This is a genomic window from Williamsia sp. M5A3_1d, assembly GCF_053345315.1.
In genome coordinates this window covers 874,176-899,596 of the sequence record NZ_JBKEZX010000002.1, presented here as the reverse complement: position 1 = coordinate 899,596, position 25,421 = coordinate 874,176, and the positions used below count along the sequence as shown (strand labels likewise).

The following is a 25,421-nucleotide window of genomic DNA, read 5'->3' as shown; positions in this document are numbered from 1 at the left end:
AATGATGCCGAATTCGAGTCATCGACGCCGAGATCGGCGTTCCGACGAATGGTCGCTCGATGTGTGAACGTGTCCGGTACGGACGTGTTCGGACCTGCCGATCACGCCTCGGTCGCGCGCGGGGTCCGGATGACGACGATGGCCTCGGCGGGGCCACGAGTGGCATAGCGGTGCGGGGTGTCGCTGCGCCACGTGTGCGATTCGCCGGACCGTAGGTGCGTGGTGTTCTCGACGGGCCCCACGTGCAGTTCACCCGCAACCACCGTCAGGTGTTCGGTGACGCCGGCGACGTGGCCGGGGGAGGTGTGCTCGGCGCCCCCGATGAACTCGAGGCGGAACACCTCGACCGTGGCGTCGGGCAGTTCGCGGACGTCGAGTGTCACCGACGTCATACCGCCGCTGTCGGTGCGGATCGACGCCGCCGTCAACGCGGTCATCGGCACACCGAGTGGCGTACACAGTGCGTACAGCGTCTCGATGGTGGGGTTACGCCGTCCCGCTTCCAGGTCGGACAGCGAGCTCTTGCCCACTCCGGACCGGCGGGCGAGTTCCGACAGACTCAGCCCGGCTCGCCCACGGAGTAGACGGACACGTTCGCCCACCGCGGCCGAGATCGACGTCGGTTCCATGGGTCTCGACTCTATGGCCCGAAGGCTCTATCGTTCTGTGAACAGAACGTTCTGTATGTAGAACGGTGCGGTGAGGTGGAGGGTTGGCGATGCAGCGGGTGAGTCTGTCGGTCCCGATAGGTGCGGGTGTCGTCACCGCGATCGTCGGGTTCACCAGTTCGTTCGCGGTGGTGCTGACGGGGTTGCGTGCGGTGGGGGCCAGTCCGGCCCAGGCCGCGTCGGGACTGCTCGCGGTGTGTCTGCTCCAGGGCATCGGCATGGTCGTGCTGTCGGTGCGACACCGGATGCCGATCGTTCTCGCCTGGTCGACGCCGGGCGCAGCCCTGTTGGCGTCGACGGCATCGGTCGGCGGCGGGTGGCCTGCCGCGGTGGGTGCGTTCGCGGTGACCGGGGTCCTCATCGTCATCACCGGGATGTGGTCGGGATTGGCGGAGCTCATCGGCCGTATCCCCGCTCCGGTGGCGCAGGCGATGCTCGCCGGGGTCATCCTGCCGCTGTGTCTCGCGCCGGTGACCGCACTGTCGGGCAATCCCGTGGCGATCGCCCCGATCCTGCTCGCCTGGCTCGCCCTGCTCCGCTTCGCGCCAAGGTGGGCGGTTCCCGGTGCCTTCGGTGTGGCCGCGGTGGTCATCGTGGTCGAGATCGTGCGGCGAGGATCTGCCATCGACGCGAGTGCGCTGCTGCCGCAGCTGGTCTGGACGACTCCACAGTGGACGCTGCAGGCGATCACCGGGGTGGCCATCCCGCTCTACATCGTCACGATGGCCGCGCAGAACGTGCCCGGGGTCGCGGTGATGACGTCGTTCGGCTACGCCGTCCCGTGGCGCTCGGCGATGTCGGTCACCGGTGTGGGGACGCTGCTGGGTGCCTGCTTCGGAGGACACGCCATCAACCTGGGTGCGATCAGTGCGGCGCTCTCGGCCGGGCCGCAGGCCGATCCCGACCCGCAGCGGCGGTGGGTGGCCGCGTTGACGGCCGGACTCAGCTACCTCGTCATCGGCGCGGCATCCGCCGCGACCGCGACGCTGGTGGTGCTGGCGCCGGAGGGCGTGGTCCAGGCCGTTGCCGGTGTCGCTCTGCTCGGCACAATGGCCGCGGCGATCGCCGCCGCCGTAGGCCCCGCCGACACCCCTGCCCATCATCGGACCGCCGCGATCGCGACGTTCGTCGTCGCCGCGTCGGGCGCGGTGTTCGTCGGTGTCGGATCTGCCTTCTGGGCCCTGGTGGCGGGGATCGCGGTCTACGCGGTGCTGCGTCCCCGACACCCCCGCGACGCCGCCGAGCTCACCCCTCGAGACGACGCCTGAGCTCGTCGATCTCGGCCTGCATCGCCTGCATCTTCTCGGCGTGGGCGACGTTGAGCTCTTTGACGTACTCGCGGTCGTACTGCGGCACGATGCTGCGTGAGCAGTTCCAGTCAAACGCCTCGATGTCGATGACGATCGACCGCTCGCTGCGCGCGGTGAGCCGCCCGTCGGCGACGGTCATCAGCCAGCCGTGCAGGTCGGGGTCGTCGGCGGAGTCGATCACCTGCGCATGTCCGTAGAACTTGATCCGGGTGCGCATCGGGAAGTCGGCGACGAAGATCGCCACGCGCCCATCGGTGTCGATGTTCGCCAACGACGTGAACTGGGAGTTGCCGTGGTGATCGGCGAAGCCGAAGCGTGACCCGCCCAGGTGGTGGATGAAGCCGCGGGGTCCGCTGCGGTACTGGACGTACGGCCATCCGGTCTCGGCCACCGTCGCCAGGTGTATCTGGAAGGCGTTCGTCAGCATCGAGATCTCGCGGCCGGAGAGTTCGGGAGGCCCGTCGTCGCCACGTTCCATCTCCGAGCCGTACGCGGTGTAGCTGCCCGTCGCGCGCTGTCGGGCGAGGGCGCGGGGCCCGAAGACGAGGTGGTGGTAGTGGTTGTTCGGCACACCGCTGAGGTTAGGCTCGCCCGATGGCCGCCCATAAGTTGCAACCCATCGACGACGTGTCCTTCTTCCACCGCGCGCCGGTGACCTACCGGTTCACCGTCGACCTCCCGGTGACGCCCGATGTCGCGTGGGCCGAACTGACACGGCAGAACACCCTCGACTGGTGTCGGATGATCAAGAAGGTCACGTTCACCTCGCCCGAGCCGCACGGCGTGGGCACCACGCGCACCGCCGAACTCGCGCCCGGGCTGGTGAAGATCGATGAGCGGTTCTTCGTGTGGGAGGCCGACGCCGAGGCCGGCACCTACCGCAACGCGTTCACCGTCGTCTCCGCGAACGTCCCCGGACTGCGTCGCTTCGGCGAGCTGACCGAGGTCGTCCCCTCCGGACTCGGGTCGCGGTTGACGTGGGCGTTCGCCATCGAACCCGCGGGTCCGCTGGCGAAGCTGCCGGGACTCTCGGTGGTCAGCAAGCCCGCGCTGGGTACCTTTCGCACCGACACGGTGAAGTACTTCTCGACGCTGGCCTGATCCCCGAGGGGCGTATCAGTCGTCGTCGAGCAGGCGGGTGTGCACCCGGCCCCGTCTGATCAGGGCTGCCGCCCCGATCAACGAGGCGACCATCGAGCTGAGAAGTACTGCGGCCTTGGCCAGCTCGGCTTCCTCCGGTGGTAGTGCGAGTTCGGCGATCAGCAGGCTGACGGTGAACCCGATGCCACCGAGGATGGCCACCGCGAGCATGTCCCGCGGGAAGAAGCCCGCGGGTTTGGTCACCCAGCCGAGGCGGATGAGCGCCCAGCTCACGCCGAAGATGCCCACGGTCTTGCCGACCACGAGGCCCACCATGATCCCGAGGGCGATGCGGTCGGTGAACAGGTCACCGGCCACTGACGGGCTCACGGGTACACCGGCGGCGAAGAGCGCGAAGATCGGCACGCAGATGGCGGCCGAGATCGGCTGTATCCGGTGTTCGAGTCGCGCGCCGGGAGCGTGGTCCTCGCCAGGATCGGATCGCACCCGCGTGAGCAGACCGAGGGCGACACCCGCGATCGTCGCGTGGATTCCGGCGTTGTAGACCGCCACCCAGGTGATGACGGCCAGCGGGACGTAGACGAACGGGCTGGTGATACGCCGCCGCTGGCAGACCCAGTACAGCGCCAGCGCCGCCACCCCGACGGCGAGCGCCAGGAAGTTCAGCGACTCGGTGAAGACGACGGCGATGATCGCGATCGCGATGAGGTCGTCGACGACGGCGAGGGCGAGCAGGAACACCCGTGCGCTCGACGGGATCCGTGACCCCACCAGCGCGAGGATACCGAGCGCGAAGGCGATGTCGGTGGCCGCGGGGATCGCCCAGGACCTCTCGATTCCCGGTGTGCCCCAACCGATGGCGAGGCAGACCGCGATGGGGACCACCACGCCGCCGACCGCTGCGGCGATGGGGAGTGTCGCCTGTTTGAGGCTCGAGAGTTCGCCGAGGACGATCTCGCGTTTCAGTTCCAGACCGGCGACGAAGAAGAAGACGGCCAGCAGCGCGTCCTGCGCCCAGTGGCCGATGGTCAGATCGAGACCGAGGACGTCGAGCCCCACATGGGTGTCGCGTAACGAGACGTAGGTGTCGCCCCAGGGCGAGTTCACCCACAGCAGTGCGACCGCCGCGGCGGCGAGAAGAACCATGCCGCCGAAGGTCTCGGTGCGCAGGTACCGCGCGAACTCGCTCGGGGACGGTGGTGACAACTTCGGCGCGTTGATGACGGGGTCCTTCGTGTCGAGGGGTCGGCTGAGACGTTGCCGACCAGACTTCCCGGCGCACCGGCTATGACTTTAACGCGTCTTTGACGGGGTGGGTGTCAGGCATGGACGGTGAACCGCTTTCGTAGCGCGAGTGACACGTAGACCAGGCCCACCAGTACCGGCACCTCGATGAGAGGGCCGACGACACCGGCGAGGGCTTGGCCGGAGGTGGCGCCGTAGGTGGCGATGGCCACGGCGATCGCGAGCTCGAAGTTGTTGCCCGCCGCGGTGAACGCGAGTGTGGTGGTGCGTGCGTAGCCGAGTCCCATCGCGGCGCCGAGGCCGTACCCGCCGCCCCACATCACCGCGAAGTACACGAGCAGAGGCAGCGCGATCCGGACGACGTCGAGGGGGCGCGAGGTGATCTGATCACCCTGCAGCGCGAAGAGGATGACGATGGTGAACAACAGCCCGTAGAGCGCCCAGGGGCCGATGCGGGGAAGGAACGTCTCCTCATACCAGTCGCGTCCCTTCACCTTCTCGCCGTACCGCCGGGACAAGAACCCGGCCACCAGGGGGATGCCGAGGAAGATGAGGACCGATTTCGCGATCTGCCACGGCGAGGTGGAGATGGTGGTCTGTTCCAGGCCCAACCATCCGGGCAGCACCGACAGGTAGAACCAGCCCAGGACCGCGAACATGACGACCTGGAACACCGAGTTGATCGCGACCAGCACCGCCGCGGCCTCTCGGTCGCCGCAGGCGAGGTCGTTCCAGATGACGACCATCGCGATGCAGCGGGCGAGCCCGACGATGATCAGTCCGGTGCGGTACTCGGGCAGGTCGGGCAGGAACAGCCAGGCCAGCGCGAACATCAGAGCGGGCCCCAAGATCCAGTTCAGGGCCAGGGACCCGAGCAGCAGTCTCCGGTCGCCGGTCACGGTGTCGAGGCGGTCGTATCGGACCTTGGCCAGCACCGGATACATCATGATCAGCAGGCCGATGGCGATCGGCAGGGAGACGCCGTCGACCGAGATCGACGACAACGCGTCGTTCAATCCGGGGATGCCACGCCCGAGCAGCAGGCCCGCGACCATCGCGACGCCGATCCACACCGGGAGGAACCGGTCGAGGGTCGACAGCTTGCCCACGACGGCCGGGGCGTCGGTGGTGGTGCTCATGCGCGCATCGTCATCGTGTCCGCCGCCGCAGGATCGACGGCGGCGAGCACGATCGAGAGCTGGTGCAGCGCTGCGGGGACGACGCGGTGGTAGACCCACGTCCCGCGACGTTCGCAGTCGAGCAGACCCGCCTCGCGGAGCACCTTGAGGTGATGGGAGATGGTGGGTTGCGACAGGCCGAAGGAGTCGGTGATGTCGCAGACACAGGCCTCGCCGGTGGCGTGGCTCGCCACGAGGCTGAGCATCCTCAGCCGCACCGGGTCGCCGAGTGCCTTGAACATCCGGGCCAGACCGTCGGCGTCGTCGGCGGTCAGGGGCTCGGCGACCAGGGGAGAGCAACACGGGTCCGACGTGTGCGCGGCGGCCTCGTGTATTGACATGTGTCTATATTGACGTTCGTCGATGCAGCATGCAACCGAACGGATGGTGAACGCGTGCGAGGTGGTCTCGACGATTCCCACTCTCCCCTCCGGGGAGGGTAGGGTCCGCCGAGTGTCCGAAACATCGACGGTGACCCCGTCCGAGCGCCAGTCGGTGCTCGCCACCCTGACATCGCCACCGCAACTGCGAACTGAGGTCCTCGCCGGCCTCGTCGTCGCGTTGGCGCTGATCCCCGAGGCGATCTCGTTCTCGATCATCGCCGGGGTGGATCCGCGAGTGGGCCTGTTCGCGTCGTTCACGATGGCGGTCACCATCGCCATCGTCGGGGGGCGCCCCGCGATGATCTCCGCCGCGACCGGTGCGGTCGCCCTGGTGGTCGCGCCGCTGGTCGCCGACCACGGGCTGAACTACCTCATCGCCGCAGTCCTTCTGGCCGGTGGGTTCCAGATCCTCTTCGCCGGCCTCGGCGTGGCGAAGCTGATGCGGTTCGTACCGCGCAGCGTGATGGTGGGGTTCGTCAACGCCCTGGCGATCCTCATCTTCATCTCCCAGCTCACGCATCTGATCGACGTGCCGTGGCTCGTCTATCCGATGGTGGCGATCGGGATCGCGATCATGGTGTTCCTGCCGAAGCTGAGTTCCGTGGTCCCCGCGCCGCTGGTGGCGATCGTGCTGCTCACCGGCGCGACGGTGGTCTTCGGCTGGAACAACATCCCGAATGTCGGCGACGAGGGTCAGCTGCCGTCCACCCTGCCGTCGTTTCTCATCCCCGACGTGCCGTTCACCCTGCACACGCTGTCGATCATCGCCCCCTACGCGGCGACGATGGCCGTCGTCGGTCTCCTCGAATCGCTGATGACCGCCAAGTTCGTCGACGACATCACCGACACCCACTCCGACAAGACCCGTGAGGGTCTCGGCCAGGGTGTTGCGAACATCGTCACCGGCTTCTTCGGTGGTCTCGGTGGCTGCGCCATGATCGGCCAGACGATGATCAACGTGAAGGTCTCGGGCGCGCGCACCCGGATCTCGACGTTCCTCGCCGGCGTGTTCCTGCTGATCCTGGTGGTCGGTCTCGGCGACATCGTCGCGCTCATCCCGATGGCCGCGCTGGTCGCGGTGATGGTCATGGTGTCGGTCGGCACCTTCGACTGGCACAGCATCACCCCGGCCACGCTGCGGCGGATGCCGAAGAGCGAGACGCTCGTGATGGTGGTGACCGTGGCGGTCACCGTCCCGACCGGCAACCTCGCCTACGGCGTCGGCGCCGGGGTGCTCACCGCGATGGTGCTGTTCGCCCGTCGCGTCGCCCACATGACCGAGGTGGTCGACGTCGCCCATCCCGACGAGCAGACCCGCGTCTACGCGGTACGCGGCGAGCTGTTCTTCGCCTCCAGCAACGATCTCGTCTATCAATTCGACTACGCCGACGACCCCACGAACATCGTCATCGACATGAGTGAGTCGCACATCTGGGACGCCTCCACCGTTGCCGCCCTCGACGCCATCATCACGAAGTACGAGGCGAAGGGCAAGACCGTCACCATCGTCGGACTGAACGACTCGAGCGCACAGCGCCACGACCTGTTGAGCGGACAACTCGGTGCCGGGCACTGACGGCCCGGTGGCGCACTCCCAGATCGGGGAGGTCGCCGAGCGAACCGGGCTGTCGATCAAGACGATCCGGCACTACGACGAGGTCGGGCTGGTGGTGCCCTCGGCCCGATCGACCGGGGGATTCCGGCTCTATACCGAGACCGACGTCGACCGACTGTTCGCCATCCGCCGGATGAAGCCGCTCGGCTTCACCCTCGACGAGATGGGCGCACTGCTCGAGTCTCTGGCCGTGCTCGACTCGTCGGCGGCGTCCGAATCCGAGAGAGCCACGGTCCGAACGTATCTCGCGGACTGCCACGCCCGGGCGACGCAGGCGTGCGAGAAGTTGTCCACCCAGCTCGATTACGCCCGCGAACTGACCGCGCAGCTCGCCGAACACGCCCGCGACTGACCTTCGGGGTCAGACCTTCGCCGAGGCGAGCTGCGGGTACATCGCTTCGATGGGCGCACTCAGGCCGGCCTTGACCGAACGCGTCAGGTCGTCGCCCAGCACCTCGAAGTCACCGGCTTCGACTGCGGCGTAGATGGACTCGACGAACGGTGCCGGTTCGAGTTTCGGGCCGTCGGCGCCGGCGGCCATCGGGGTGTCGACATATCCCATGTGGACGCCGACCACATGCACGCCCTTCGGCGCGAGTTCCAGGCGTAACGAGTTGGTCGCCGACCAGATGGCGGCCTTCGACGCGCTGTAGACACCACCGAACGCGTTCCAGCTCGCGACCGAGTGGATGTCGATGAGGGCCGCGTTCTCGGCGGCGATCAGAGCCGGGGCGAACGCGCGGGTGAGCAGCACCGGGCCGAAGAAGTTTACCTCGAGGTTGCGGCGCAGGTCCGCCTCGCTGATGTCGATGAGGCTGGCCGTGTGGGTGGTGATGCCGGCGTTGTTGATCAGCACCGTGACGTCGGGGGCGGCGGCGACCGCGGCGGCGACGGATGCGGGATCGGTGACGTCGAGGGCCAGCGGCACGACCCGCTCGTCGTCCCACTCGCGCGGGTTGCGTGCGGCGGCGTAGACCTTACGGGCGCCGTGCTCGAGGGCATGGGTGACGAACGGGTGGCCGAGACCGCCGTTGGCCCCGGTGACGAGGACGACGGCGTCGGTGAGTGTGGGCATGTGGACCTCCTGAAGACGAGTACACCGATCTGTGTACTAGCCATGCTAGACGATCGCGCAGGCGTTGTAAACAGATCGGTGTACTTGCCGAACGTGGAGGTGTTACTTCTTCTTGCGGATGTTCTCGAACACCGTGGGGTCGACGAGGGTCGAGGTGTCGCCGAGTTCACGGCCCTCGGCGACGTCCTTGAGCAGACGTCGCATGATCTTGCCGCTGCGGGTCTTCGGCAGTTCCGGCACCACGTAGATCTCGCGAGGCTTGGCGATCGGCGAGATGTCCTTCGACACCTGCGCTTTGAGTTCTTTGATGAGCTCGTCGCCGGTGTCGGTGGTGCTGCCACGCAGGATCACGAAGGCCACGATGCCCTGGCCGGTGGTCTCATCCGAGGCCCCGATGACCGCGGCCTCGGCGACGCCGTGGTGGTTGACCAGAGCCGACTCCACCTCGGAGGTGGAGATGCGGTGGCCCGACACGTTCATGACGTCGTCGATGCGGCCGAGCACCCACAGGGCGCCGTCGGAGTCATAGCGTGCGCCGTCGCCGGCGAAATACCACCCCTGCGAGGCGAACCGGGACCAGTAGGTGTCCTTGAAACGCTCGTCATCGCCCCAGATGCCGCGCAGCATCGCCGGCCACGGCTCGTCGAGCACGAGGTAACCCTGCTCGCCGTCGGCGACCGCGTTGCCGTCGTCGTCGACGATCTTCGCGCTGATCCCCGGGAGCGGACGCATCGCCGAACCCGGCTTGGTCTCGGTGACCCCGGGCAGCGGCGAGATCATCATCGCGCCCGTCTCGGTCTGCCACCACGTGTCGACGATGGGGCTGCGGTTCGCGCCGATCACGTCGCGGTACCAGCGCCACGCCTCGGGGTTGATCGGCTCACCGACGCTGCCCAGCAGGCGGATCGAGGTCAGATCGTGCGCGTCGGGGATCTCGCGACCCCACTTCATGAACGTGCGGATCAGGGTCGGCGCGATGTAATACGTGGTGACCTTGTACTTCTCGATGATCTCGAAGTGCCGGTGCTCGTTCGGAGAGTTGGGGGTGCCCTCGTAGACGATCTCCGTCGCGCCGTTCGACAGCGGACCATAGACCAGGTAGCTGTGCCCGGTGACCCAGCCTATGTCGGCGCCGCACCAGAACACGTCGGTCTCGGGTCGGTGGTCGAAGACGTTGCGGAAGGTGTAGTTGATCTGGGTGAGGTAGCCGCCCGAGGTGTGCAGGATGCCCTTGGGCTTGCCGGTGGTCCCCGAGGTGTACAGCAGGAACAGCGGGTGCTCGGCGTCGAATGCGGTGTAGGAGTGCGTGTCTGCGGCGTCGGCGACCGTCTCGTGCCACCACACGTCGCGACCCTCGACCCAGTTGAGGTCGGGGTCGTGGCCGGTGCGCTTGACCACCAACACCTTCTCGACCGACTTCGCGGCGTCGTCGCCGGTGCCCAGCGCCTCGTCGACGGCGGCCTTGAGCGGCGCCGGTTCGCCACGGCGGTACTGCCCGTCGGTGGTGACGACCAACTTCGCCGAGGCGTCGTCGACCCGCGAGCGCAGCGCGCCGGCGGAGAACCCCGCGAACACCACCGAGTGCGGCAGGCCCAGTCGGGCGCAGGCGAGGATCGTCACGATGGCCTCGGGGACCATCGGCATGTAGACCGCGACGCGGTCACCCGGCTCGAGGCCGATCTCGGTGAAGTAGTTGGCGGCGCGGCTCACCTCGGCGAGAAGGTCGGAATACGTGATGTCGCGGGTGTCGCCGGGCTCGCCGATCCAGTGGATCGCCACGCGGTCGCCGTTGCCGGCCTCGACGTGGCGGTCGATGCAGTTGGCCGCGACGTTGAGCTTCCCACCCACGAACCACTTCGCGAACGGCGCGTTCGACCAGTCGAGCGTGTCACCGAAATCGGTATCCCACTGCAGCTCGCGCGCCTGCTTGGCCCAGAACGCCAGCCGATCCGCATCGGCCTCGTCGTAGAGATCGGCCTGCGCGATGGCGTTCGCGGCGAAGTCCGCGGGCGGCGGGTAGGCGGCGGGATGTTCGGGCTCGCCTGCGGCAGTGGACTGATCGGTAGCGCTGGACATGGTGTGTCGATCACCTTTCTCTTCACACCGCGCTGGGGAGGTGACCCCGTCGTCGGTGCTCCTCGCGTCTTCCATGGTGAGGGTAGTCACGTTGGGATCGCGTTGCAGGCGGGTGGTGGTGACCGGCCGCGAGGTCGGGCCGCCGCCGGTAGATCGCCGACGACGGGTCAGCGACCCCCCGCACCGTCGGCGAGCCAGCGTTCGCGGCGCTGCGCCTGCGCGACCGGATCGGGGACGGGTACCGCGGCCAGCAGCTTCTTCGTGTAACCAGCCTTGGGGGATGTCAGCACCTGCTCGGTGGTCCCGACCTCCACCAGCTTGCCGTTGCGCATGACCGCGATGCGGTCGGACACCTGCTCGACGACGGCGAGGTCGTGACTGATGAACAGGCACGCGAACCCGTGCTCACGCTGCAGCTGGGCGAAGAGCTCGAGGACCGTCGCCTGCACCGAGACGTCGAGCGCGGAGGTCGGCTCGTCGGCCACCAACAGGGTGGGCTCGAGTGCCAAGGCCCGGGCGATGCCGATGCGCTGACGCTGCCCACCGGACAGTTCGTGGGGATAGCGGTTGCGCATCGTGGTCGACAACCGCACCTGGTCGAGCAGCTCCTCCACCCGGCGGTCGAGTTCCCTGCCGCGCATCGACCGCTTGAGCCGCAGGGGCTCGCCGATGGAGTCGCCCACGGGGAACCGGGGGTTGAGCGATGAACCCGGGTCCTGGAAGACGATGGCGACGTCGTCGCGGATGGCCTGCAGGCGACGACGGTCGGGATCGATCATCGACTTCCCGACGACGTCCATCTCGCCGTCGGTCGGTGCGAGCAACCCGACGACGGCGCGACCGATGGTGGATTTGCCCGAGCCGGACTCCCCGACGAGGCCGACCACCTCGGATCGGTCGATGTGCAGGGTCACGTCGTCGACGGCGCGGAACGCCGGTGCGCTGCCGCGGCCGGGGTACTCGATGACCGTGGCGCGCATGTCGAGTACCCGGTCTGCGCGCCCCGCGGTATCCGCGGTGGGGGAGTCCGCGGTTCGTGTCGTGTCCCCGGATGGCGAATCCGATTCTGCTGCAGCGACATCGGTGTCGGTGTGCGTGCCGAGGTGGGGGACCGCTTCGAGGAGCGAGACGGTGTAGGGGTCCGACGCGGACTGGTAGATGTCGAGCGCGGTCCCCGATTCGACGACCACCCCGTCCTTCATCACCAGCATCCGGTCGGCGATGTCGGCCACGACGCCCATGTCGTGGGTGATCAGCAGGATGCCCGCGTCGATGCGGTCGCGCAGGTCGCGCATCAGCTCGAGGATCTCGGCCTGCACGGTCACGTCGAGCGCGGTGGTGGGTTCGTCGGCGATCAGCAGTCCCGGCTCGTTGGCCAGCGCCATCGCGATCATCGCGCGCTGCCGCTGGCCGCCGGAGAGCTGGTGCGGGAAGGAGTCGACCCGGCGGCCCGGTTCGGGGATGTCGACCATGTCGAGCAGTTCGATCGCGCGGACGCGCGCGGCCTTCGGCGTCATCTGCCGGTGGCTGCGGATGACCTCGGCGATCTGGAAACCGATGGTGTACACCGGGTTCAGTGCGGTCATCGGCTCCTGGAAGATGACGGCGATGTCGTTGCCGCGTACGCCCCGGACCGTCGACGGCTTCGCCCCGACGAGTTCGTGGCCGCGCAGGGCGATGCTCCCGCCCACGCGCGCGTTCGCGGGAAGCAGGCCGAGCATGGCCATCGCCGTGGTCGATTTCCCCGAGCCGGATTCGCCGACGATCGCGAGCACCTCGCGGCGGGCCAGGGTGAAGTCGATGGTGTCGACGGCACGGAACCAGTCCTTCTGGGTCCAGAAGTCGACGGTGAGGCCGCTGACCTCGAGGATCGGGCCGTCCGCGCCCGCGCCACCGGCGAGGATGTCCTCGGATTCGGCGGGCTTGCCGCGGAGCAGGGTGGTCAGATCGAACATGGGAGATCCTCGCTGATGTGCTGGTGGCGTGCCCGGTGAGAGCATGGGCGGATGGAGACGGTGACCATCCGGCCGCGCGGTGCGCTGGTGACGGCGTGCGTGTTGTGGGTCATCGCGGCGGCCTCGACGGTGTACGGGTTCACCCTCGGTGTGCTGCCCGGTCTGTCGGTGGCGGGTCCGATGGTCCTGGTGGCGTCGGCGGCGTGGTTGCTGTTGGTCAATCCACACGTCCGCGTGAGTGATTCGGCGGTCACGGTGGTCAACCCGCTACGCACCTTCGCCGTCGACCTGCAGTCGATCGTCGATGTCGCGACGAAGTTCGCGCTGACCGTGGAGACGGCGCACGAGACCGTCGTCGCGTGGTCGGCCCCGGCGCCGGGCGGACGCGACCACGTCCTCGGTGCCCGGGAGGGGCGTCGACGACCGGAGGCGGGAGCGGTCCCGCGGTCGGCGATCCGCGCCGACGGCACGGTGGCGCCGGGTGACCTGCCGGGGTCGGGTTCCGGCGATGCCGCCGCCGTGCTCCGCAGGAGATGGGAATCAGCCCGGGCCTCGGGGGTTCTCGACGAACTCCCGATCACCGGTGTCCGAGCGCACTGGAATCTCGCGTCGATCCTCCTGGTGGTCGCGGGAATCGTCACGACGGTGATCTCTGTGCTGGTGGCGTGAGATCCGACTCGTCGTCGAGTCGCGGTTTCGCGGTCCGACCGAGCAGGCGTTCGTACCAGCGCACCTTGGGGATGTCGCGCTGCCGCGGATCGTAGGCGTCGCGCAGGCCGTCGCCGATGAAGTTGACCGTCAACGCGATGATCACGATGAACAGGCCGGGCCACCAGAACAGCCACGGCCGGGTGGTGAACGCGGCCTGGTTCTCGGTGATGAGAAGTCCCAGCGAGGTGTCCGGACTACGCACGCCCACACCGAGATACGACAGCGACGTCTCCAGGAGGATGGCGGTGGCGGTCATCAGGGTCGCCGAGACCACGATGACGCCGACGGTGTTCGGCAGGATGTGTCGAAAGATGATGCGCATCGGTGACGCGCCACCGACACGCGCGGCGTCGACGAACTCGCGCTCGCGCAGCAGCAGGAACTCGCCCCGCACCACACGCGCGAGCGATGTCCACCCGACGAGGCCGATCACCAGGCCGATGATGACGACGCCGGACTGACCGAACTTGGCGCCCAGGGTCGCGGCGATCGCGATCACGGGGATCGTGATGACGACGTCGGTCGAGCGCATCAGGATCGCCTCGGTCCAGCCGCGGAAGTAGCCTGCGACGGCACCGACCACGGTGCCGACGATGGTGGAGGTGAGTCCGGCGACGAACGCGACGACGATGGACTGCTGCGCACCGCGCATCGTGAGCGCGAAGTAGTCGATGCCGATCGAGTTCTGCCCGAACGGATGTGACCCGAGATGGAACGGGAACCGGTAGGTGGGGTGTCCGCCGTTCACCGTCGGTGACGGACTGGTGTAGTCCCACTTCCACCAGCCGGGGATGCCGGCCCACCCGATCGAGCTGTAGACCAGCACGATCGTGAGCACGAGGATCGCGACGCCCACCATCGCACCGCGGTGCCGGATGAACCGGCGGTAGACCAGCGAGCTCTGCGACTGCGCGGCGGTGGTCGGTTCCTCGGCCTCGGGGGTCGGCGGCCCGGTGTGGGCGGGCACCGAGGGATCGAACGGGGTGATCGGTGTCGTCATTGGAGCCTGATCCTCGGATCGAGTGCGGTGTACAGCAAGTCGGCGAGCAGGTTGAAGACCACGGCCGCGGTTCCGGTGACGAGGAAGAACGCCATGACCACGTTGGGGTTCACGTCCTTGAGCCCGGAGATGAACAGCGTGCCCATCCCTTTCCAGCCGAAGACGTTCTCGGTGATGACCGCGCCACCGAGGACGGCCGCGAAATCGTAGGCGACGACGGTGGTCAGCGGGATGAGCGCGTTGCGGAAGGCGTGGCGCATCACCACGGTTCGCTCGGTGAGGCCCTTGGCGCGGGCGGTGCGGATGTAGTCCTGGTTCATCACCTCCAGCATCGACGCGCGCGTGTAGCGGGTGTAGCTCGCGAAGCTGATGAGGATCAGCGCCGTGGTCGGCAACAGCAGCGACGTGGTGAGGTCGAGGAAGTGTTGCCAGGTGTTGCCGCTGAAGTTGGGCGTGGAGTCGCCCACGGTCGGGATGGGGCGACCGAACTTCTTGTCGGAGAAGCGGGCGAAGTTGCTGAGCACCCGGTCGAGAAGGACCATGAGGCCCGTTCCGATACCGGTGAACACCGCCGCGCGCACCGCGGGGCTGCGGTACTCCTCGCCGCCGACGAACCACCCGACGGCCGCCGAGACGACCACGGTGATGATCAGCAGGACGAACAGGAAACTGATCGCGGGATTGCGCAGCACCGGCTGCAGCACCAGTGCGAGGATCGTCCCGAGGACGGCGGTGATGAGCGCCGACGACAGCACGGGTCGGGCGGCGAGGCCCGCGGTCAGCGATGTGGCGGCCAGTGCGATGAGCAGCGACAGCACCAGGATCAGTCCGACACCGAGCGCGGGGCGCGCGAACCAGTCGACGGCCGAGAAGTACTGCAGGACCGCGACGACGACCACGAGCGAACCGCCGAAGGTGATGGAGCGTTTGCGTCGGTTGCCGCCGATCACCCCGGTGAGCACCAACCCGACGAGTACGCCGGCCACCACGCTCACCCAGATGGGGATGGAGGGGCTGGCCAGCCAGTTGTTGAACTTGATCGCACCGAACTCCTTGAGCAACACCGCGACCCAGAAGATGGGCAGCGAATAGAAGAGGAAGGAGGCGAAGGTGATCGTGTAGTCGAAGCCGCTGTACTGACGCAGCGCGGAGAGGATGCCGACGATGACGCCGAGCACCACGGCCAGGAACAGCGCCAGGATCACCAGTCGCAGTGTGGTGCTGATCGCGTTGCCGAGCACCGCGGTCACCTGCGTGCCGTCGATGGTCTTGCCCAGATCACAGGACACACCGGGTACGAAACAGCCGCCCGCACCGCGTAACCAGTTGAGATAGCGCAGGATCACGTTCTGATCCAGATCCAGCGCCTTGGTGACCGCCGCGATCTTGTTGTCGCGGACGGCGGCGGGGAAGCTCTCGAAGTTCTGGCGCGGATCGCCCGACCACACCGTGAGCATGTACATCAGGAACGTCGCGCCGAGCAGCACGAAGAAGCTGGTGATGAGTCGGCGGAGGACGAAGTAGAACGCGGGACTGCGCAGGAATCGCTTCGGCGACCAGCGCGCCGCGGTGGGTTCGATCCCGGAGTTCGTGGCTGCGGGATCCGACGTTGCTGTCGACATGGTGTGGACTCTCGAGGAATGGGGGCCGATGACCGGCCCGCGGACGGCGGACGCCAACGAACCGGGTGGCGCGGGCCATGTCGGCCGCGCGCCACCCGGGGCGAGAGTTCAGGTCAGGACTTGACCCAGCTCGCCGCGTCGAACGTCGCCTGCGTCTGGGTGGTGTTGAGCACCACGCCGGACACCCGCGGGCTGTAGGCGTTCAACAGCGGCCAGGCGAACACGGGGATGGTCGCCAGGTCCTTCCACAGGATCGTCTCGATCTGCTTGGTCAGATCGAGCTGCTGCGACTTGTCGCTCGTCTCGGCCAGCGTGGCCAGCAGCTTGTCGACCTCGGGGTTGTTGTACTTGCCGTAGTTCTGATCGCTCGTCGAGGTGAACAGCGGCGGGTTCTCCGACACCAGACCGCTACCACTCCAGGCGAACTGGGCCACGTCGTAGGCGCCGCTGGTGGTGGCCACGCCCCACTCCTTCGGGGTCAGCGCCTTCACGTTGTACTTGAACCCGGCCTGGCCGCACGAGTCGGCGATGAGCTGCTGGGTCTGCTGACGCCGCTGGTTCGGGTTGCCCAGGTAGATCGCGTTGACCGTGAGGTCGGTGACGCCGGACTTGGCGATGTCGGCCTTGGCGCCGGCGATGTCGACCGAGTCGTACGCCTTGCCACCGTCGGCGTCGGCGACGGTGGAGTAGCCGTCCTGGACCGGGTAGATGATGCGGGTCTGCATCAGGTTCGCGCTCGGCTCCACGGGCTTGATCAGCTTGTCGACGATCTCCTGACGCGGCAGGCACTTGGCGATCGCCGAGCGCAGCAGCGGGTTGGAGAACTTGCTCTTGAAGTTGAAGTCGAGGTGGTCGTAGGAGAACCCGGCGCCGGTGTTGATCTTCGCCGCGTCACCGAGCCCCTTGAGCGACGAGACGAGGTCGACGTTGGGCTGCGGCTCGATGACGTCGGCGTCACCGTTCTGCAGAGCCTGGACCTGCTGCTCCTGCGGGATGAACTTGATGGTGATGCCGCCGTTCTTGGGCTTGGCACCCCACCACTTGTCGTTGGGGACGATGGTGATCGACTGGCCGGCCTGCCAGGTCCCGAGCTTGTACGGGCCCGACGACGGGATGATGTCGGCCGCGGGCAGCTGCCCGGGTGCGAAACCGGTCCACTTGTTGTTCCAGAAGTCGGCGATCTTCGCGATCGCGGCGGTGTCGTCGTTCTTGACGGCCTCGGCGACGTTGACGCCGGTCTGCTTCTCGATCACGTGCGCGGGCAGCAGCGGCTGGTTCTGCGTGCCGAGCGCGACCTGCCAGTCACCGAACGGCTTGGCGTAGGTGACGGTGAACGTCTTGCCGTTGGGATCGTCGGTCGGCTTGTTGATGTCGGAGATGCCGGTGGTCGACGCGACCTGGAAGTCGCTGTACTTGCCGTTGTGTGACAGCCAGAAGAGGTACCAGTCGTCGGCGGTGACCGGCGTCCCGTCGGACCAGACGGCCTTGTCGTTGAGCGTGTACTTGACCGTCAGCGGGTTGTCGGAGACCTTCTCGAAGGTGCCGTAGTCGGTGTTGCGTTGGACGTTGCCCTTGGGGTCGACGTAGGAGAAGTAGCCGAACGTCTGGTTCTGCACGACGGCGTTGGCCACGGCGTTGGCGTTCGCGTTGTCGTTGTTGTACGCCGAGTACTCCTGCTCGTAGGCGTAGCTGATCTGGTTCTGGTTTCCCGCTGCGCTCGCAGATGCGCCACCGGAGTCACCCGTGTCGTCATCGGAACTGGTGCACGCGGTGGCGACCATGCTGGCGACGGCGATGCCGACGACCGCGGATATGAGTCTTCTGGACTTCATCGTTTCCCTCTTGCTTGTGAACGGGTGACGGCCTTGCGACGAGTTCGTTGAATGTGGACGAATCGTGGCCGAACGTTAGCGAACCACACACACCCCCGGCGGCATTACCCGGGAATTCACAATCAACACGAACGAAACATTTGGGCACCGAAATCGACGTTTTGCCGCATTGGTCCGACCGCCTTTCGTGGTGGGCGTCACAGGCCCGTCGAGGGTGCCGACCGGCCGCCCGCGAACTCGGCGACGGGCCGGCGGATTAGAGTTCGGGTGGTGACCGATCCGCTCGCGCCCCTGCTCGATCTCCCGGGTGTCGCGGAGGCCGCCGATTCCGCCCGCGAGGCACTCAGTGCCGTGCACCGTCACCCGGTCAATCTGCGGGGATGGCTCGACACGTCCACCGAGGCGTCGTGGCGGGCCGCGCACTCCTCGGCCGCGATCGAGGGGGTGAGCGCGTCGTTCAATCGTTCCGATGACGTCGACGACCCGGTGCTGGCCGGCGCGCTCCGAGTGGCCCTGGCTCTCACCGGCGACTCCCTCGACGCACTCGTGTCGGTGTGGACGCGGGCGCCGCTACAGGCACTCGCTCGGCTGCATCTGTTGGCCGCCACCGATGTCGTGACCGACCCGGACACCCTGGGGCGTCCCCGGGTCGACGCCGAGGTGTCCGAGCGACTCGAGATGCTGGCCCAACTCGTCACCGGCGCCACGTCTGTCGCCGCCCCCGTCCTCGCGGCGGTGGTACACGGCGACCTGTTGACCCTTGCTCCGTTCCCGGTCGCGAACGGGCTGGTGGCGCGGGCCGCGGCGCGTCTGGTGGCCGCCTCGACCGGTCTCGACCCCCACAGCCTCGGCTGCCCCGAGGTCACCTGGCTGCGCAGGATCGACCAGTACCGTTCGGCGGCAATCGCCTTCGGTGCCGGAACCGGTGACGGCGTGCGGGAGTGGGTGCTGTTGCACTGCGAGGCACTGTCGGCCGGCGCGGTGGAGGCCAGGTCGATCGCCGAGGCGCGGCGCTAGGTCTCCTCCGCGAGACCTGTTGGGATCGAGCCTGATACACAACGTAATACGGGCGGCCGGGGTGATCCGATGTGGATCATCCTGGCCGCCCGTCAGCACGGATCCGGGTTACCAAGCGTGCGCGGTGGGTTGCGTGGGTGGCCTCGGCGATGGACCGCGATGCGATGTCCCACGACGCCCACCCAAGGGTCGTCGTGGTTCTCACTGAACGCGATGTCGCAGGCCCGCAACACTTCTGCCTGTCGCGGCGTGCTCCGCGTGGGTGCTCGATATCCGTGCTGGGTCACGACGTCCGGGGGTCCATTTCTTCTCTTCCGAAGTGGACTTTGCCGCTCGTCGATCCCGTGCCCTCAGTTCTACACCGTGACGGCCATCACATCAAGGGCTCGGGGCCAGTGATTTCACCCGGATCCTCGTCGAGGGATGTCGCAGGTCCGAATCGGCAGCGGCGCTATCGGTTTCGGTTCCCGCGCAGTGCCGCGTACGTGAGGCCGCCGGCCACGACGGCGCCGACCCCGACGGCCGCGGCACCGGTGATCGTGCCGCGTGACGGTGCGCCCGGTAGGCGGTCGCGCAGCGACACCGGACGGGAGAACGTGAGCACGGGCCAACCATGAGTCGCTGCGGCCCTGCGCAACTGGCGATCAGGGTTCACCGCGGTCGGATGGCCCACCGCCGCGAGCATGGGGAGGTCGGTGATGGAGTCGGAATAGGCGAAGCATGCGGCGAGGTCGTATCCACGTTGCGCGGCGAGTTCCTCCATGGCGCTCACCTTGCCGTCGCCGTAGCAGTAGAACTCCACCTCGCCGGAATAGTGCCCGTCGACGATCTCCATGCGACTGGCCACGGTGGTGTCGACACCGAGCATCTGCCCGATGGGCTCCACGATCTCGCTGCCCGACGCCGACACGATCACCACATCGTGACCGCGGGCCCGGTGGCCGGCGATCAGATCGGTGGCCTCGGCGAACACCAGGGGATCGACGATGTCGTGCAGCGTCTCGGCCACGATCGCGCGCACCTGCTCGACGTCCCATCCCGCGCACATCTGCGTGACGTGCCTGCGCAGCCGCTCCACCTGGTCGCGATCGGCCGCGGTCAACAGGAACAAGAACTGCGCATAACTCGATTTCAGAACCGCCCGACGATTGATCAGACCTTCATCGAAGAATGGGCGAGAAAATGCGAGGGTGCTCGATTTCGCGATGATTGTTTTGTCGAGATCGAAGAATGCGGCGACGGGCGTCTCGGCAGCACCTGCCGACCTCGGGACACCGTCTCGGCCGAGCGGGGTCGCGGTCACCGTCCGAGCCTACGTCGGCGGTGGCCCCCTGGGGCGGCGCCCGCGGACCGTACCTCGGGGTTTCGTCTGGTCAGACGCCGAAAACTACCCAGAAGTAACAACCGTCGGTAACTTGCATTACACCCCGCGGGAGTGTGTATAGTCGTCCTTACCCGGTTCATCCGGGGCTTTCAGCCCGACCCCCCGGGGCTGAAACGCGACGACCCTGGCCTCCTCCCCCCCTGGCCGGGGTCGTCCTCTATTCACGGCCTTTTTCTCACGTCGCATTCGACGTCATCATCAGCATTCACCATCGTGATCTTTCAGTGCACACCTGTACCCACAATCGGCCGCTCTGTCCCCACATAGGCCTTTGTGCACAGGTGGTGCCTGCAGTGGCCGCGAGACGCGCCGGTGCATGGGTGTGCACGACCATCATCGTCGCCATGACCGATCACCCCTCCGCCCCCGACCGACGATCCGGCCCCGACCAGCTGCTGGCGCTCGTCGGCGCCGATCTCCGTGACGACGTCGCACGCTGCGCCGCGGCCGCCGGCTACCAGGTGGTCGATGCGACCGCCACCACCGCGCGCCGTGCCTGGTCAGAGGCGACAGCGGTGGTGGTCGACGCCGCAGCAGCCCGCGAACTGATCGCGCTCGGGTGGCCGCGAAGGAGATGCGTCCTCGTCGTGGGTCCTGCAGAGGTCGATCCCGGACTCTGGCGCGCCGCGCTCACCCTCGGGGCCGAGGACGGACTGGTCCTGCCCGCCGACGAACACGCCGTCGTCGGAGCGCTCAGCCGTTATCGCGCGCCACGGCGACTCGCAGGTGCGGCCGTCGCGATCCTGGGCGGGCATGGAGGGGCCGGCGCCTCGGTGTTGGCCGCCGCGGTCGCCGCCCGGGCCGCCGACGACCTGTCCGGGTCGGCGTTGCTGCTCGACCTCGATGAACTCGGCGGCGGTATCGACCTGATCTTCGGGCTCGAGGACTCGGCCGGGCTGCGGTGGCCCGACCTCACCCTCGACGGTGGTGCGGTGTTCGCCGACAGCCTCCACGCGGCGGTGCCCCACGCCGCCCCGGGACTCGCGCTGCTCTGCCCGCGCCGTGGCGTCGACCACCGCATCGGGGTCGACGCCGCCGTGGCGGTCATCGAGGCCGGTCGCGACAGCGGTGACGTCGTGGTGGTGGATCTGCCCCGCGCCACCGACCCGGTGTGCCGCGCCGTCGTCGAGTGCGTCGACCTCGTGGTCGTCGTGACCACCGCGACGGTGCGCGGCTGCGCCGCCGCCCGTGACACCGTCACCCGACTGCGGCCGGTGACCGACCGCCTCGGGCTGGTGGTGCGCGGGCCCGCGCCCGGAGGACTCACCGCCTCACAGATCGCGGCCATCGTCGACATCGAACTGCTCGCCGCGCTGCGCCCGCAGCGACATGTCGTCGGCGCCATCGAATCCGGTCGGCTCCCACTCGGCCGCCGCTCACCGCTGGCCGCGGCGGCCGACGCCGTCCTCGATCGCGTTCTCGACGTGGCCGGACTCGCGGCGTGAGCAGTGTCGAATCGCGGTCGGACCTGCTGATCCGTGTGCGCGAGAGACTCGCCGCGGAATCGGCCGACCCCACCCCCCAGGTGATGGCCGATGCCGTCCGCGCCGAATCGGGCGGGGTACTCGGTGACACCGATCTGCTCGAGGCGCTGCGCTTCCTGCAGACCGAACTGGTCGGCGCCGGACGTCTCGAGCACCTGCTGTCCGATCCCGATGTCGCCGACATCCTCGTCGTCGGGCCCGACCAGGTGTGGGTCGATCGCGGGCGAGGTCTCGTCCCCAGCGACGTCCGGTTCGACGACGACGCCGCCGTCCGGCGCCTCGCGGTCCGCCTCGCGCTCGGCGCGGGCAAACGCCTCGACGACGCGGCGCCGTGGGTGGACGGCCAGCTCAGCAACGTCGGCCGCCGCGGTTACAGCGTGCGCCTGCACGCGGTCATCCCGCCGATCAGCGTCGATGGCACCTGCCTGTCGCTGCGGGTGCTGCGCCCGGCCACCCAACACCTCGGGGCGCTCGTCGAGCGCGGTGCCGTGCCGGCGGAGATCGCCGGTCTCGTGGAGTCGATCGTCACCGCCCGCCTGGCGTTCCTGGTGGTGGGCGGAACCGGCGCCGGCAAGACCACGCTGTTGAGCGCGATGCTCGGACGCGTCGATCCGGCCGAACGGATCCTCGTCGTCGAGGACGCCGTGGAACTCGCCCCAGCCCACCCGCACGTGGTGCGTCTGGTCGCGCGGACGGCCAACGTCGAGGGTGCCGGTGCGGTCGCCGTCCGCGATCTCGTACGCCAGGCCCTGCGTATGCGACCCGATCGCATCGTGGTCGGTGAGGTCCGTGGCCCCGAGGTCGTCGACCTGCTGACCGCGCTCAACACCGGCCACGAAGGGTGCGCCGGAACGCTGCACGCGAACTCGGGGGCGGAGGTCCCCGCGCGGATGGAGGCGCTCGCCGCGCTCGGCGGCATGGATCGCACGGCGCTGCACAGCCAGCTCGCGGCCGCGGTCCACGTGGTGGTCGTGGTGGCGCGTGACGCCGACGGTCAACGCGGTGTCGTGGAGATCGGGATGGTCGACCGCGGCTCCGATGGCTGGGTACACATCGAGCCGGTCTGGCGACGGGACACCGGATTCGGTTCCGCGGTCGACCGACTCCACACGCTGATGGCGCAGCGCGACAACAGGACCGCGCGATGAGCGCCGTCGTCGCGGCGATGGCCGCACTGCTGATGCTGTGGCCGCACGCACGACCCACCACCCGGGTCCGAGGACTCGTGCCCGAGCAGACACGCCGGCGCACGAACATTCCACTCGGCGTGCTCACCACCGGTGGAGCGGCACTCGCCGCGGTCACGGCGTACGGACCCTCGGCGGCGGTGGCCGTCGTGATCGTCGGTGCCGCGCTGCTGCACCGCGCCGGTCTACGCCGCCGCGAACGCGCCGACTCCGCCGCCCTCGACCTGCTGCTCGACGCCGTCGCGGTCATGATCGCCGAACTGTCCGTCGGTGCTCACCCGGCGCGGGCATGTCGTCAGGCCGCCGACGACGTCGCCGCGGAATGCGATGCCACACTGCGTGATTCGCCGGGTTCGGTTGTGTCGGTTCTCACGCGGATGGCCGGTCGTGCCGAACTGGGCGGCGATGTCGCCGCCGGGGTCGAGAACGCCGGAGCCGTGCACCAGTCGTCGTGGGACCGGGTGGCCGTCGCCTGGCGCACCGCCGAACAGCAGGGCCTGTCGATGGCCGACCTGCTCGCGGCGGTGCGTGACGATCTCGTCGCCCGACGTCGCTTCACCGAACGCACCCGTGCCGCTCTCGCAGGTGCCCGCGCGACCGCAACAGTTCTCGCCTTCCTCCCGGTCCTCGGGATCGGACTCGGGCAGGCGATGGGGGCCTCACCTCTGGCCGTGCTCACCGGTGGCGGCCTCGGCGGCATCCTGTTGGTGGTCGGTGTGGGCCTCGTGGCCGGCGGCCTGTGGTGGACCGAGAAGATCACCGCCAAGGTGATGACGCCGTGACCGTTCCCTGGATACTGGCCGGGTTGGCGGCTGCCGCAGGACTTCTCGTGATCCCATCGCCGGGGTGGACGGTGTTCCGAATCGCGCCGCCACCCCCTCCCGACCGCACCCCGCGGTGGCTCGGCGTGACCCGACCTCGCGACGACCCGTTCGCGACCGCCGCCGGATACGACCTGTTCGCGGTGTGTCTGCGCGCCGGGATGCCGGTCGCCTCGGCCGCCGCGGTGGTCGCCCGAGCGGCCCCGCCCGGTCTCGGGGCGACGCTCACCCGTGCCTCGGAGATGCTCGCGCTCGGTGCCGATCCGACTCAGGCGTGGGAGACCCCCGAGAACGCCGGCCCGGCGGCGACGTCGTTGTGCGCCATGGCCCGTCGATCGGCTCGCGCCGGGTCGTCGCCGGTTCGCGGGCTCGGCGAGCTGGCCGAGGCCGAGAGAGCGTCGGCCCAGGACAACGCGGCCGCGGCCGCCGAACGTGCCGGTGTCGCCATCTCGGGCCCGCTGGGCCTGTGTTTCCTGCCCGCGTTCGTCTGCCTCGGCATCGTGCCGGTGGTGATCGGACTGGCGGGCCGAGTTCTCGGCGGAGGGGTGCTGTGAACGCGCCGGCTCCGACCGATCCACGACGCGACGACAGACTGCCGTCGCGCATCACCAGGGGAGAAACGATGTACACCAGATGGATTCACGACATGCAGACGCGGATCATGATCGCGGCCACCGACGAGGACGGCATGTCCACCGCCGAATACGCGATCGGCACGATCGCCGCCGCGGCGTTCGGGGCCATCCTCTACACCGTGGTCACCGGCGACAACATCGTGTCGAGCCTGACCGGCATCATCACCAAGGCGCTCGACACCGCGGTGGGGTAGCCGTTCGAGGAGCGCCGCTCACGTCCGCGTCAGGCGGGCGTGAGCGGGCCTCAGCGGATGTCGACCTGCTTGCCGGTGCTGTCGCGTTCCTCGGTGCCGTACCAGGCGGCGAACTCCTTGACGCCCACCGCCTTCAGGCGTCGCAGGGAGATGTAGACGACGGCCTTCGGGGCGAGCGCGAGGCCGCGCGCGCCGGTGATGGCCCGGACGCGACGCTGCAGCATGTCGTCTTCGTTGGCCTCGTCGATCCGTACGCGGGGGAAACCTCCGCTGGTGAGGTACATGTCGGCGTCGATCGCCATGTTGCCGCCGCACACCGCGAAGCTGCGCCGGTCCTCGTCGGCGTCGTGGCGGGTCGCCCACCACTGCATCACGTGGCCGAGGCGCCAGAGGGTGCCGATGGCGTTGAAGACGTATCCGGTCGATCCTTCGTCGGTGCGTGCCCGCAGGCGCCCTGCGACCAGACGCCGACCGGTCGTCAAAGGCTCGACGATGCGACTCAACCAGTCTTCGCGCGGGAGGCAGTCGGCGTCGGTACGCGCGACATACAGTGCGCCGGTAGCGATCGCGTGCCGCGCCGCGGTGTCGACCGCGCAGCCCGTGCCCTTCTCCACCTCGGAGATGAGCTCGACGGGGACGCGGGGATTCGACGCGATGTGCGCCGCGACGACGTCGCGCGTGCCGTCGGTGCTCGCGTTGTCGACCACGATCACCCGGAAGGTGTCGACAACGCGCCCGTCCACGGTCGCGTGGAACCGCTGACGATCCAGGGCTCGCAGCGTGTGCGCTATGTATTTCTCTTCGTTGTGGGCTGGAACGATGACCGCCACAACGGATCTCTGTTCGCCGGTCACGCGGTACCTGCTGCCGGACGCACGCCAGTGTGCATCTCGAAATGTAAACACGATGTTGCGTGATTCGACGCTAT

At 68.3% G+C, this 25,421-nt stretch carries 24 protein-coding genes; 11 read left to right on the top strand and 13 right to left on the bottom strand.

Annotation, left to right across the window (positions count from 1 at the left end):
* Nucleotides 1–101: 101 nt before the first annotated feature.
* The gene (locus ACLBW1_RS11785) at nt 102–629 is read right to left on the bottom strand and encodes a helix-turn-helix domain-containing protein (protein WP_447812002.1); all 528 of its coding nucleotides are present in this window, start codon (nt 627–629) and stop codon (nt 102–104) included.
* 89 nt (nt 630–718) lie between these two features.
* On the opposite strand from ACLBW1_RS11785, the gene ACLBW1_RS11780 reads away from it, so the two are divergent.
* A complete protein-coding gene (locus ACLBW1_RS11780) occupies nt 719–1,936 on the top strand; it encodes a benzoate/H(+) symporter BenE family transporter (RefSeq protein ID WP_447812001.1) in 1,218 nt (405 codons plus the stop codon).
* On the opposite strand, the gene ACLBW1_RS11775 is transcribed toward ACLBW1_RS11780, so the two are convergent.
* Nucleotides 1,914–2,549: a pyridoxamine 5'-phosphate oxidase family protein gene (locus tag ACLBW1_RS11775; RefSeq protein WP_447812000.1), complete on the bottom strand. Its 636-nt coding sequence runs from the start codon at nt 2,547–2,549 to the stop codon at nt 1,914–1,916. The genes ACLBW1_RS11780 and ACLBW1_RS11775 overlap by 23 nt on opposite strands.
* Before the next feature lie 23 nt (nt 2,550–2,572).
* Here ACLBW1_RS11775 and ACLBW1_RS11770 point away from each other — a divergent pair, with 23 nt between their 5' ends.
* A complete protein-coding gene (locus tag ACLBW1_RS11770) occupies nt 2,573–3,079 on the top strand; it encodes an SRPBCC family protein (protein WP_447811999.1) in 507 nt (168 codons plus the stop codon).
* 15 nt (nt 3,080–3,094) lie between these two features.
* Here ACLBW1_RS11770 and nhaA read toward each other — a convergent pair whose 3' ends face one another.
* The 3 genes from nhaA to ACLBW1_RS11755 all read right to left on the bottom strand — a co-directional run bounded on the left by nhaA (nt 3,095) and on the right by ACLBW1_RS11755 (nt 5,843).
* On the bottom strand, nt 3,095–4,285 hold the full coding sequence (nhaA, locus tag ACLBW1_RS11765) for a Na+/H+ antiporter NhaA (protein WP_447811998.1): 1,191 nt from the start codon (nt 4,283–4,285) through the stop codon (nt 3,095–3,097).
* Between the two features lie 113 nt (nt 4,286–4,398).
* Nucleotides 4,399–5,463: an ACR3 family arsenite efflux transporter gene (gene arsB, locus ACLBW1_RS11760; protein WP_447811997.1), complete on the bottom strand. Its 1,065-nt coding sequence runs from the start codon at nt 5,461–5,463 to the stop codon at nt 4,399–4,401.
* On the bottom strand, nt 5,460–5,843 hold the full coding sequence (locus ACLBW1_RS11755; protein ID WP_447811996.1) for an ArsR/SmtB family transcription factor: 384 nt from the start codon (nt 5,841–5,843) through the stop codon (nt 5,460–5,462). The genes arsB and ACLBW1_RS11755 overlap by 4 nt, the downstream gene beginning before the upstream one ends.
* Before the next feature lie 43 nt (nt 5,844–5,886).
* Between ACLBW1_RS11755 and ACLBW1_RS11750 the strand changes: the two genes are divergently transcribed.
* The gene (locus ACLBW1_RS11750; protein WP_447812172.1) at nt 5,887–7,461 is read left to right on the top strand and encodes a SulP family inorganic anion transporter; all 1,575 of its coding nucleotides are present in this window, start codon (nt 5,887–5,889) and stop codon (nt 7,459–7,461) included.
* Nucleotides 7,448–7,852, top strand: coding sequence for a MerR family transcriptional regulator (locus ACLBW1_RS11745; RefSeq protein WP_447811995.1), 405 nt, complete (start codon nt 7,448–7,450; stop codon nt 7,850–7,852). The genes ACLBW1_RS11750 and ACLBW1_RS11745 overlap by 14 nt, the downstream gene beginning before the upstream one ends.
* A gap of 9 nt (nt 7,853–7,861) precedes the next feature.
* On the opposite strand, the gene ACLBW1_RS11740 is transcribed toward ACLBW1_RS11745, so the two are convergent.
* From ACLBW1_RS11740 to ACLBW1_RS11730, 3 genes are all read right to left on the bottom strand, one after another.
* Nucleotides 7,862–8,575, bottom strand: a complete 714-nt coding sequence (locus tag ACLBW1_RS11740; RefSeq protein ID WP_447811994.1) for an SDR family oxidoreductase — start codon at nt 8,573–8,575, stop codon at nt 7,862–7,864.
* A gap of 102 nt (nt 8,576–8,677) precedes the next feature.
* On the bottom strand, nt 8,678–10,651 hold the full coding sequence (acs, locus tag ACLBW1_RS11735; RefSeq protein ID WP_447811993.1) for an acetate--CoA ligase: 1,974 nt from the start codon (nt 10,649–10,651) through the stop codon (nt 8,678–8,680).
* Between the two features lie 167 nt (nt 10,652–10,818).
* Nucleotides 10,819–12,522, bottom strand: a complete 1,704-nt coding sequence (locus ACLBW1_RS11730) for an ABC transporter ATP-binding protein (protein WP_447812171.1) — start codon at nt 12,520–12,522, stop codon at nt 10,819–10,821.
* 135 nt (nt 12,523–12,657) lie between these two features.
* Between ACLBW1_RS11730 and ACLBW1_RS11725 the strand changes: the two genes are divergently transcribed.
* Nucleotides 12,658–13,275 carry a hypothetical protein gene (locus tag ACLBW1_RS11725; protein ID WP_447811992.1) on the top strand — a complete coding sequence of 206 codons (618 nt, stop codon included), beginning with the start codon at nt 12,658–12,660 and terminating at the stop codon, nt 13,273–13,275.
* Here the strand turns inward: ACLBW1_RS11725 and ACLBW1_RS11720 are convergent.
* The 3 genes from ACLBW1_RS11720 to ACLBW1_RS11710 form a co-directional block, all read right to left on the bottom strand.
* Nucleotides 13,244–14,317: an ABC transporter permease gene (locus ACLBW1_RS11720; RefSeq protein ID WP_447811991.1), complete on the bottom strand. Its 1,074-nt coding sequence runs from the start codon at nt 14,315–14,317 to the stop codon at nt 13,244–13,246. The genes ACLBW1_RS11725 and ACLBW1_RS11720 overlap by 32 nt on opposite strands.
* Nucleotides 14,314–15,939 carry an ABC transporter permease gene (locus ACLBW1_RS11715; RefSeq protein ID WP_447811990.1) on the bottom strand — a complete coding sequence of 542 codons (1,626 nt, stop codon included), beginning with the start codon at nt 15,937–15,939 and terminating at the stop codon, nt 14,314–14,316. Before ACLBW1_RS11715 ends, ACLBW1_RS11720 begins: the two co-directional genes overlap by 4 nt.
* Nucleotides 15,940–16,052: 113 nt before the next feature.
* Nucleotides 16,053–17,771: an ABC transporter family substrate-binding protein gene (locus ACLBW1_RS11710; protein ID WP_447811989.1), complete on the bottom strand. Its 1,719-nt coding sequence runs from the start codon at nt 17,769–17,771 to the stop codon at nt 16,053–16,055.
* 267 nt (nt 17,772–18,038) lie between these two features.
* On the opposite strand from ACLBW1_RS11710, the gene ACLBW1_RS11705 reads away from it, so the two are divergent.
* A complete protein-coding gene (locus tag ACLBW1_RS11705; protein WP_447811988.1) occupies nt 18,039–18,788 on the top strand; it encodes an oxidoreductase in 750 nt (249 codons plus the stop codon).
* 451 nt (nt 18,789–19,239) lie between these two features.
* Here ACLBW1_RS11705 and ACLBW1_RS11700 read toward each other — a convergent pair whose 3' ends face one another.
* Nucleotides 19,240–20,091, bottom strand: a complete 852-nt coding sequence (locus tag ACLBW1_RS11700; RefSeq protein WP_447811987.1) for an HAD family hydrolase — start codon at nt 20,089–20,091, stop codon at nt 19,240–19,242.
* Nucleotides 20,092–20,516: 425 nt separating this feature from the next.
* Here ACLBW1_RS11700 and ssd point away from each other — a divergent pair, with 425 nt between their 5' ends.
* From ssd to ACLBW1_RS11675, 5 genes are all read left to right on the top strand, one after another.
* On the top strand, nt 20,517–21,617 hold the full coding sequence (gene ssd / locus ACLBW1_RS11695) for a septum site-determining protein Ssd (RefSeq protein ID WP_447811986.1): 1,101 nt from the start codon (nt 20,517–20,519) through the stop codon (nt 21,615–21,617).
* Nucleotides 21,614–22,804, top strand: coding sequence for a TadA family conjugal transfer-associated ATPase (locus ACLBW1_RS11690; RefSeq protein ID WP_447811985.1), 1,191 nt, complete (start codon nt 21,614–21,616; stop codon nt 22,802–22,804). The genes ssd and ACLBW1_RS11690 overlap by 4 nt, the downstream gene beginning before the upstream one ends.
* Nucleotides 22,801–23,625 carry a type II secretion system F family protein gene (locus ACLBW1_RS11685; protein ID WP_447811984.1) on the top strand — a complete coding sequence of 275 codons (825 nt, stop codon included), beginning with the start codon at nt 22,801–22,803 and terminating at the stop codon, nt 23,623–23,625. Before ACLBW1_RS11690 ends, ACLBW1_RS11685 begins: the two co-directional genes overlap by 4 nt.
* Nucleotides 23,622–24,218, top strand: a complete 597-nt coding sequence (locus ACLBW1_RS11680) for a type II secretion system F family protein (RefSeq protein WP_447811983.1) — start codon at nt 23,622–23,624, stop codon at nt 24,216–24,218. The genes ACLBW1_RS11685 and ACLBW1_RS11680 overlap by 4 nt, the downstream gene beginning before the upstream one ends.
* A gap of 92 nt (nt 24,219–24,310) precedes the next feature.
* Nucleotides 24,311–24,493, top strand: coding sequence for a DUF4244 domain-containing protein (locus tag ACLBW1_RS11675; RefSeq protein WP_447811982.1), 183 nt, complete (start codon nt 24,311–24,313; stop codon nt 24,491–24,493).
* A gap of 50 nt (nt 24,494–24,543) precedes the next feature.
* On the opposite strand, the gene ACLBW1_RS11670 is transcribed toward ACLBW1_RS11675, so the two are convergent.
* Nucleotides 24,544–25,323, bottom strand: a complete 780-nt coding sequence (locus tag ACLBW1_RS11670; protein ID WP_447812170.1) for a glycosyltransferase — start codon at nt 25,321–25,323, stop codon at nt 24,544–24,546.
* Between the last annotated feature and the right edge of the window lie 98 nt (nt 25,324–25,421).

Excerpts from the sequence above, each read along its gene's own strand:
- ACLBW1_RS11785 (WP_447812002.1), bottom strand. The coding sequence starts at position 629 with ATGGAACCGACGTCGATCTCGGCCGCGGTGGGCGAACGTGTCCGTCTA.
- ACLBW1_RS11780 (WP_447812001.1), top strand. The coding sequence starts at position 719 with ATGCAGCGGGTGAGTCTGTCGGTCCCGATAGGTGCGGGTGTCGTCACC.
- ACLBW1_RS11770 (WP_447811999.1), top strand. The coding sequence starts at position 2,573 with ATGGCCGCCCATAAGTTGCAACCCATCGACGACGTGTCCTTCTTCCAC.
- arsB (WP_447811997.1), bottom strand. The coding sequence starts at position 5,463 with ATGAGCACCACCACCGACGCCCCGGCCGTCGTGGGCAAGCTGTCGACC.
- ACLBW1_RS11755 (WP_447811996.1), bottom strand. The coding sequence starts at position 5,843 with ATGTCAATACACGAGGCCGCCGCGCACACGTCGGACCCGTGTTGCTCT.
- ACLBW1_RS11750 (WP_447812172.1), top strand. The coding sequence starts at position 5,887 with ATGGTGAACGCGTGCGAGGTGGTCTCGACGATTCCCACTCTCCCCTCC.
- ACLBW1_RS11740 (WP_447811994.1), bottom strand. The coding sequence starts at position 8,575 with ATGCCCACACTCACCGACGCCGTCGTCCTCGTCACCGGGGCCAACGGC.
- acs (WP_447811993.1), bottom strand. The coding sequence starts at position 10,651 with ATGTCCAGCGCTACCGATCAGTCCACTGCCGCAGGCGAGCCCGAACAT.
- ACLBW1_RS11725 (WP_447811992.1), top strand. The coding sequence starts at position 12,658 with ATGGAGACGGTGACCATCCGGCCGCGCGGTGCGCTGGTGACGGCGTGC.
- ACLBW1_RS11720 (WP_447811991.1), bottom strand. The coding sequence starts at position 14,317 with ATGACGACACCGATCACCCCGTTCGATCCCTCGGTGCCCGCCCACACC.
- ACLBW1_RS11715 (WP_447811990.1), bottom strand. The coding sequence starts at position 15,939 with ATGTCGACAGCAACGTCGGATCCCGCAGCCACGAACTCCGGGATCGAA.
- ACLBW1_RS11710 (WP_447811989.1), bottom strand. The coding sequence starts at position 17,771 with ATGAAGTCCAGAAGACTCATATCCGCGGTCGTCGGCATCGCCGTCGCC.
- ssd (WP_447811986.1), top strand. The coding sequence starts at position 20,517 with ATGACCGATCACCCCTCCGCCCCCGACCGACGATCCGGCCCCGACCAG.
- ACLBW1_RS11685 (WP_447811984.1), top strand. The coding sequence starts at position 22,801 with ATGAGCGCCGTCGTCGCGGCGATGGCCGCACTGCTGATGCTGTGGCCG.
- ACLBW1_RS11675 (WP_447811982.1), top strand. The coding sequence starts at position 24,311 with ATGCAGACGCGGATCATGATCGCGGCCACCGACGAGGACGGCATGTCC.